This window comes from Prescottella defluvii (genome assembly GCF_000738775.1).
Taxonomy (GTDB): domain Bacteria; phylum Actinomycetota; class Actinomycetes; order Mycobacteriales; family Mycobacteriaceae; genus Prescottella; species Prescottella defluvii.
On record NZ_JPOC01000102.1, the window covers coordinates 1 to 6,932 of the forward strand.

Genomic DNA, 6,932 nt, shown 5'->3' on the forward strand with positions numbered 1-6,932 from the left:
CCCCCTCGCGTTTTGCGCACTTGTCGCGCTCCAAGCCGCACTGCCCGGCGCGATAAGTGCGCAAAACGCGGGGGGTGGGTGGGGTGAGGGAGGGCTCGGGCGTTCAGTGCCTGAGAGGGTCAGCGTGCGGCGCCGCGGCCGCGGATGCGGCCGAGTACCAGCAGGGCCAGGAGCGTGACGAGCAGCAGCAGGGTGGTGTTGGCCGCGGCCTGGAACACCTGTCCGCGGTCGGTGAGACCGAAGATGGAGACCGGCAGGGTCTTCCACGTCGCGGGGTACACCATGATCGTGGCGCCCAGTTCGCCCATCGACAGTGCGACGGACAGTCCGGCGGCGGCGCCGAGGGCGGGCACCAGCAGCGGCAGCGTGATCCGGAACAGGACGCGGAGGGGGCCGGCGCCGAGGGATTCGGCGGCCTGGCGGTAGGCCGGGTCGAGGCGGTCGAGCGCGGCGGAGACCGAGCTGAAGGCGAAGGCCAGCACCAGCACGGCGTGCGCGAGGATGACGATCCACTTGGTGCCGCCGAGCAGCAGTGGCCGCTCGTTGAACGCGATGAGCAGGCCGAGGCCGATCGCGACGGACGGCAGCGCCACCGGGAGGTGGAAGACGGCGTCGGTGACCTTGCGCAGCCACGCCGGGGCCTCCCGCGCGGCCAGGGCCGCCCAGGTCCCGAGGAACAGTGCGATACCTCCGGCGATGATCGCGGTCTGCAGGCTCACCGCCATGCTGGCGAGGTTGTCGTCGGACAGGGCCGCCGACAGGTTCTTGGTCCCGAGGTTCGACGGCAGGGGCCCGTTCCAGGCGCCGGCCAGGGCCGCGGCGATCACGGTCGCGATCGGGGCGACGAACACGATCGTGACGACCGCGGCGAAGAACGCGAGGGTGAGGTACCTAGCGCGTCGGGTCCACAGCAGCACGGCTGCCTCCCATCAGTCGGGTGAACAGGAACCGGTAGGCGCCGTACAGGACGAGCGACAGTGCCACCTGGACGGTTGCGATCACTGCGGCGCCGGGCAGGTCGAACGTGACGATGCCGTGGGTGTAGATCAGTACCGGCAGGGTCATGACGTCCTTGGCGCCGGTGAACAGGACGATGCCGAACTCGTTGAGCGTCAGCAGCAGCACCAGCGATCCGCCGGCCATCATCGCGGGCCAGGCCTCCGGCAGGATCACGGTGCGTAGCACCCGCAGGGGTGACGCGCCGAGACTGGCGGCGACGTCGAGTTGTTCGCGGGGCATCTGGGTGAAGGCCGCGAGCAGTGGCCGCACCACGAACGGGGTGAAGAACGTGATCTCGGCGGCGATCACCCCGAGCGGAGTGTTGAGGAAGTTCAGCGGTCCCTGCTCGGCGCCGCTGATCCGGGTGATCAGCGCGTTGACGGCGCCGGCGGTGCCGTAGAGGAACGTGAACGCGAGTGTGACGAGGAACGACGGCAGCGACAGGATCGTGTCGATCAGCCGTCCCACCACCTTCGAGCCGGGGAACGGCACGAACGCGAGGATCAGGGCGATGAACGTGCCGAGGACGAGGCATCCGAGTGTCGACGCGACCGCGACTTCGATCGTGCGCCACAGGGCGTTTCGGAACGACGCCGACCCGAGCACATCGGTCCACGCCGACCAGCCCCGGCCGGTGTCGGTGACGGTGGACTCGGCCAGCACCCGCGCCATCGGGTACACCGCGAAGCCGATCACGAGCAGCAGCGGCGGCAGCACCCACAGTCCGGAACGCCACCGTGACGGCTCCGGTCGGAGCGGCGGGTCGGCGGTGATCGGCGCGTCGAGCAGCGTGGTCATGACACCGCCTCCGGAGCCGGCACCAGGACGGCGCCGCGTTCGGGGAAGCGCATCCCGACCTCGGTGCCCACGGGACGCTCGTCGTGGCCGGGGACGTCCACGTCGACGGGTGTCTCGGGCAGTCCCGGCAACGCGATCGTCACTCGGGTCGACGATCCGCGCCACACGCTCGCCACGATGCGGGCCGGCAGTGCGCCGCGTTCGGCGGGCGAGGTGAGGGTGATCGCGTGCGGCCGCAGGCACAGCAGGGCGCCGGTGTCGGACTCCCACTCGGTGCGGCCGATGTCGGGCTGGGGTGCGTGCGCGGTGACGGGGGTACCGCCGACGGACACCAGTGCCGATGTTCCGATCACCCGGGTCACGTTGCAGGGCAGCAGGTTCGCGCCACCGAGGAAGGCGGCGGTGAAGCTGCTCGGTGGGCGCTTCCACAGGTTCTCGGTGGTGTCGACGTCGACCAGGCGGGCATCGCGCATGACGGCGATGCGGTCGGCGAGGGCCAGTGCCTCGGACTGGTCGTGGGTGACGTACAGCATAGCCGTGTCGGGCAGTGCCGCCCGCAGTTCCTGCAGTTCGGTGAGCATGCTCTGCCGCAGTTGCGCGTCGAGGGCGGCGAGCGGCTCGTCGAGCAGCAGCACCTTGGGGCGGATCGCGAGCGCGCGGGCGATCGCGACGCGCTGCTGCTGGCCGCCGGACAGCTCACGCGGCAGCCGCTGACCGTACGCCGACATGCCGACCATCGACAGGGCGTCGGAGACCCGGCCCGCGATCTCGGACCGCGGAACCCGCTGGGCGCGTAGCCCGAACGCGACGTTGTCGGCGACGCGCATGTGCGGGAACAGGGCGTAGGACTGGACGACGACGCCGATGCCGCGCTTGGCCGGCGGCAGGTCGGTGACGTCCTCGCCGCCGAGCCGGACGGTCCCGGAGGTGGGCCGGGTGAACCCGGCGAGTGCCTTGAGGGCGGTGGACTTGCCCGACCCGCTGGGGCCGAGCAGGGCGACGGTCTCCCCGCGGGCGACCCGCAGGTTGAAGTCGACCAGGGCCCGGGTGGTTCCGCGGCCACGTCCGTAGGAGACCGTGACCCGGTCGAACGTGATGGCCGGCGCGGAGTGTGCGCTGGCGCCGCCGGTGCGGGACCTGGTGCCGAGGGACCGTCCGGACTCGAATCGCGACATGTCAGTTACCGGTGGCCTTCTGGTAGGCGGCGATGTCGGCGTCGAGCGAGGTGAGGACCTCGTCCCAGTTCGGGGTCCACACCTCGACGCCGTTCACGAGGCCGGTGGGGGTGGACGCGTCGGTGGACGTGCCCGCCGCGTCGCGGACGTCGGTGCGCACCGAGACGCCGAGCGCGTCGGTCGCGATCGTCTTCTGGGCCTTCTCCGACAGCAGGTACTCCATGAGCTTCTTGGCGTCGTCCGAGTTCGGTGCGCCGTTGGCCAGGCCCATCACGTACGGCAGGGCGATCGTGGTGCGCTTGCCGCCGTCGGCGGGGAAGAAGATGTCGAACGTCGAGCCGTCGTTCGTGATCGACGCGAGGTTCATCTGGACGTCACCGTTCGCCACGAGCAGCTCACCGTTGCTGACCTTGGGCTGCAGCTTGCCGGTGGACGACGACGGTCCGACGTTGTTGGCCTGCAGTTTCGTGAGGTAGTCCAGTGCGCCCTCCTTGCCCTTGAGGTGCTGGAGCAGCAGCAGGACGGCGGTGCCGTCACCGGCCTGGCCGGGGGTGGAGTACTGCAGCTTGCCCTTGAACTGTTCGGTCAGCAGGTCGTCCCATGTGGTCGGGGCCGGGTTCGCGCCGGGGTTGGCGATGAACGACAGGTAGTTCTCGACCAGCGGCACGTACTTGCCGTCCGGGTCCTGGACATCGGCGGGGACCGCGGAGGTGTCGATGCCGCTGGGTGCGAGCAGTCCCTGGGCGTCGGCCTTCTGGATGAACGGCGGCAGTGTCACCACGACGTCGGCCTGTGGATTGGACTGCTCCTTCCCGATGCGGGAGACGACCTCACCGGAGCCGGCCTCGACGAGGTTGACGGCGATACCGGTCTCCTCGGTGAACGCGGCGAACTGGGTCTCGTACCAGCCGGCGAGACCGTCGGCGCTGTAGACGGTGACGGTGCCGCCGTCACCACTCGCGGCGGCTCCGGTACCGCCGCAGGCGGTCAGGGTGAGGGCGGCGGTGGTCATCGCGATCGCTGCGACGCCGGCACGGAAACGCTTGGTGTTCCTGCTCATTCGGATTTCCTGTCTGGGGAGGGATTCGAACGGGGATCGGGAGGGTCAGTTCTGCGGGGCGAGGACGAGGTCGGCGAACTCACGCACCGACGGCACGACGTGGGTCGGATCGGCGGCCCGCAACTGCTGCTCGTCGTGCGCGCCGGTGAGGGCGCCCGCGACGATGGAGGCGCCCGCGCGCCGACCGCTGGTGACGTCGTTGGCGGTATCGCCCAGGACGGCGACCTGCTTCACGTCGTCGATGCCGAGGCGCATGAGGGCGGTCAGGATCAGGTCCGGGTACGGGCGCCCGCGGCCCGCGTCGGCGGGGGAGAGGGTGAGGTCGGCGAGCGTGCCCCAGTTCAGCGCGGCGAGGAGCTTGTCCTGCGTCGTGCGGCTGAACCCGGTGGTGAGCGCGACCTTGACTCCGGCGTCCCGCAGCGCCGTGATCGACTCGGCGGCACCGGGAATCGCGGAGGCGCCCCCCTCGTCGACCAGCCGGTCGTAGGCGGCCTCGAACGCGACGTTGGCGGCCTGGGCACGATCCTCGTCGCCGAACAGTGCGCGGAACACGACGATCTTGGACTGGCCCATCGTGTCGAGGACGTACTGCCGGGCGGCGTCGGCCTCCGGGCCGGTGGCGGGCAGTCCGGCTGCGGCACCGGCCGCGGCGAACGCGCGCAGGACGAGGCCGTCGTCGGCGACGGTGGTGCCGGCCATGTCGAGGACAGCGAGCTTGATGGTGGTCACGGTGACTCCTGTGTGGGGGTGGGGCTCAGAGGCCCAGTTGGTCGGCGGTCTGTTCGGCGAGGGCGGGGCCCAGGGTCATGCCGCGGCCTCCGGGGCCGGCGACCACCCACACGCCGTCGGCGGGCTGCGCGCGGTGCACCAGTTGCTGCGGGTCGAGGCACTGGCTGTACACCCCGGCCCAGCGCTTGACGATCGGCGGCAGATCCCGGCCGAGCAGTTCCTCGACCACGCCCGTCAGGTGCTGGTACGGGGCCTCGTCGACGTCGAAGTCGAAGGGCTCGTCGTACTCGTGGGTGTCGCCGATCGTCAGGCCGCCGTGCAGGCGCTGCACACACAGCATCTGCATGCGGTGCTCGGCGGCGATGGGCTCCTGCGGTTGGGTGTCGCGCAGTGCGTCGAGCGCCGTGCCGGCGAACGCGGGGTAGTAGCGCATGCTGTCGCCGTCGGCGATCGCGGTGGTCAGGGCCTCGCCGAGTGGCGCGGTCTGCATCATCTGCAGGCGGACCCGGCGCAGCGGCAGGTCGCCGGCGAGGTCGCGGGCCAGTCCGCCGAGCGTTGCGCCGGGGCACACGATCACCAGGTCGGCGTCGAACGTGCGCTCGTGATCGTCGCGGATACGAACTCCGTTCGTGGTGGGGACGATCTCGCGGGCCTCGGTGCCGGCGTGGAAGGTGTATCGGCCCGACGCCTCGAGGTGACGCCGGATGGCGGGCAATGCGATCCGTGACTCCACCGCGCCGTCCCGGGTGCAGTGCAGACCCGCGAGGAACTTGCCGCGCAGCGCGGGGTTGACCGCGCGGACCGCGTCGGAGTCCAGCAGGGAGAAGCCTCGGACCTCGGCGTCGTCGCGAGTCATCATGTCCTCGGCGACCGCGACTTCCTCCGGGGTGCGCAGCAGTGTCATCGATCCCGCGGCGCGGAAGCCGACGTCGGGGACGCGTCGGGCCAGGTCGGCCCACAGCTGGCGGGAGCGCAGCGTGGCGTCGAGTTCGTGTTGCGCCCGGCCGGACACCCACACCAATCCGAAGTTGCGTACGGTGGCACCGCGGGCCTCTAGTTCGCGTTCGAGATGGATGACGTCGTGTCCTCGGCGGATCGCCTCGTCGGCATGTGCCGTTCCGAGGATTCCTCCACCCACAATTGCAATTCGCATGGGACCCAGCATGGGCATTGGTCTAGACCAACTGGGGGCGGTTGGGGGAACGGAAGATGAACAATTGGTATAGACCGAATTTGTGTACTCTGACGCTCGTGAATCACGAATCAAGGGTCCTTGGAGACGTTGCTGCGCTTCTGGATTCACTACGCGCAGTGTTCGAGGGTGGCGCCCGTCGGGTGCCGGCGGCCCGGGGTCCCCGATGACCGCCGAGAACCTGCCCAAGCACTACCTGGTCCGGACGCACGTCGAGGATCTGCTCGCCGACCTCGCCGAGGGCGACGCCGTCCCCGCCGAGCGGGAACTCGCCGCCCGGTGCGGGGTCTCGCGGGAGACGGTGCGGCAGGCCCTGCACGAGTTGCTCGTCGCGGGCCGGATCGAACGCAGAGGGCGGGGAACCGTCGTCGCGCGGCCCAAGCTGATCCAGCCGCTCTCGCTCGGCTCGTACACCGAGGGCGCACTCAGCCAGGGTCGGGTGCCGGGGCGCTTCCTGGTGCGGTGGGAGGAGATCGACGCACACGACAAGCTGGCGCGCATCCTCGAAATCGCCGTCGGGGATCGCGTGATCCACCTCGAGCGTGTACTGCTCGCCGACGGTGAGCGCATCGGTCTCGAGAGCACGTACCTGCCGCACCTGCGGTTTCCGGACCTCGCCGACACCTTCGATCCCGGGACCTCGCTGTATGCGGCGATCCGGGCGCGCGGTGTCGAGTTCGCCACCGCCACCGAGCGCATCGAGACGGCCCTGCCGACGCCGCGGGAGGCGGCGCTGGTGGAGTCGAGCACTGCCATGCCGATGCTGAAACTGCACCGGGTCTCTCGCGACGCGGCGGGTGTGCCGATCGAGCGGGTCCGGTCCCTCTACCGCGGGGACCGGATGGCGTTCGTGACGGAACTGCGCTGATCACGAAGCCAGGATGCGCGCCTTCTCGGCGGCGAACTCGTCCTCCGTGAGCACACCCTGGTCTCGGAGGTCGCCGAGTTGCGTCAACGCGGTGATTCGGTCGGTACCGGC

8 protein-coding genes are annotated in these 6,932 nt (G+C 70.4%); 1 reads left to right on the top strand and 7 read right to left on the bottom strand.

Annotated features, from left to right (window positions below):
• Positions 1-119: 119 nt before the first annotated feature.
• From IJ15_RS0123805 to IJ15_RS0123830, 6 genes are read right to left on the bottom strand one after another with little or no spacing between them, the layout of a single operon-like run.
• Positions 120-917 (bottom strand): ABC transporter permease, encoded by a 798-nt coding sequence (locus tag IJ15_RS0123805; protein WP_031940823.1) that lies wholly within the window; start codon positions 915-917, stop codon positions 120-122.
• On the bottom strand, positions 892-1,797 hold the full coding sequence (locus IJ15_RS0123810; protein WP_031940824.1) for a 2-aminoethylphosphonate ABC transporter permease subunit: 906 nt from the start codon (positions 1,795-1,797) through the stop codon (positions 892-894). The genes IJ15_RS0123805 and IJ15_RS0123810 overlap by 26 nt, the downstream gene beginning before the upstream one ends.
• A complete protein-coding gene (locus tag IJ15_RS0123815) occupies positions 1,794-2,972 on the bottom strand; it encodes an ABC transporter ATP-binding protein (RefSeq protein ID WP_031940825.1) in 1,179 nt (392 codons plus the stop codon). Before IJ15_RS0123815 ends, IJ15_RS0123810 begins: the two co-directional genes overlap by 4 nt.
• A gap of 1 nt (position 2,973) precedes the next feature.
• Positions 2,974-4,032: a 2-aminoethylphosphonate ABC transporter substrate-binding protein gene (locus IJ15_RS0123820; RefSeq protein WP_031940826.1), complete on the bottom strand. Its 1,059-nt coding sequence runs from the start codon at positions 4,030-4,032 to the stop codon at positions 2,974-2,976.
• A 45-nt stretch (positions 4,033-4,077) separates the two neighbouring features.
• On the bottom strand, positions 4,078-4,761 hold the full coding sequence (locus IJ15_RS0123825) for a phosphonatase-like hydrolase (protein ID WP_031940827.1): 684 nt from the start codon (positions 4,759-4,761) through the stop codon (positions 4,078-4,080).
• Positions 4,762-4,786: 25 nt separating this feature from the next.
• A complete protein-coding gene (locus IJ15_RS0123830; RefSeq protein WP_031940828.1) occupies positions 4,787-5,914 on the bottom strand; it encodes a TIGR03364 family FAD-dependent oxidoreductase in 1,128 nt (375 codons plus the stop codon).
• A 205-nt stretch (positions 5,915-6,119) separates the two neighbouring features.
• Here IJ15_RS0123830 and IJ15_RS0123835 point away from each other — a divergent pair, with 205 nt between their 5' ends.
• Complete coding sequence (locus IJ15_RS0123835) at positions 6,120-6,821, top strand: GntR family transcriptional regulator (protein WP_031940829.1); 702 nt, start codon at positions 6,120-6,122, stop codon at positions 6,819-6,821.
• Here IJ15_RS0123835 and IJ15_RS25780 read toward each other — a convergent pair.
• Positions 6,822-6,932, bottom strand: a 111-nt coding sequence (locus tag IJ15_RS25780) for an SHOCT domain-containing protein (protein ID WP_197059908.1), incomplete at its 5' end; no start/stop codon positions are given. It lies immediately after the preceding gene.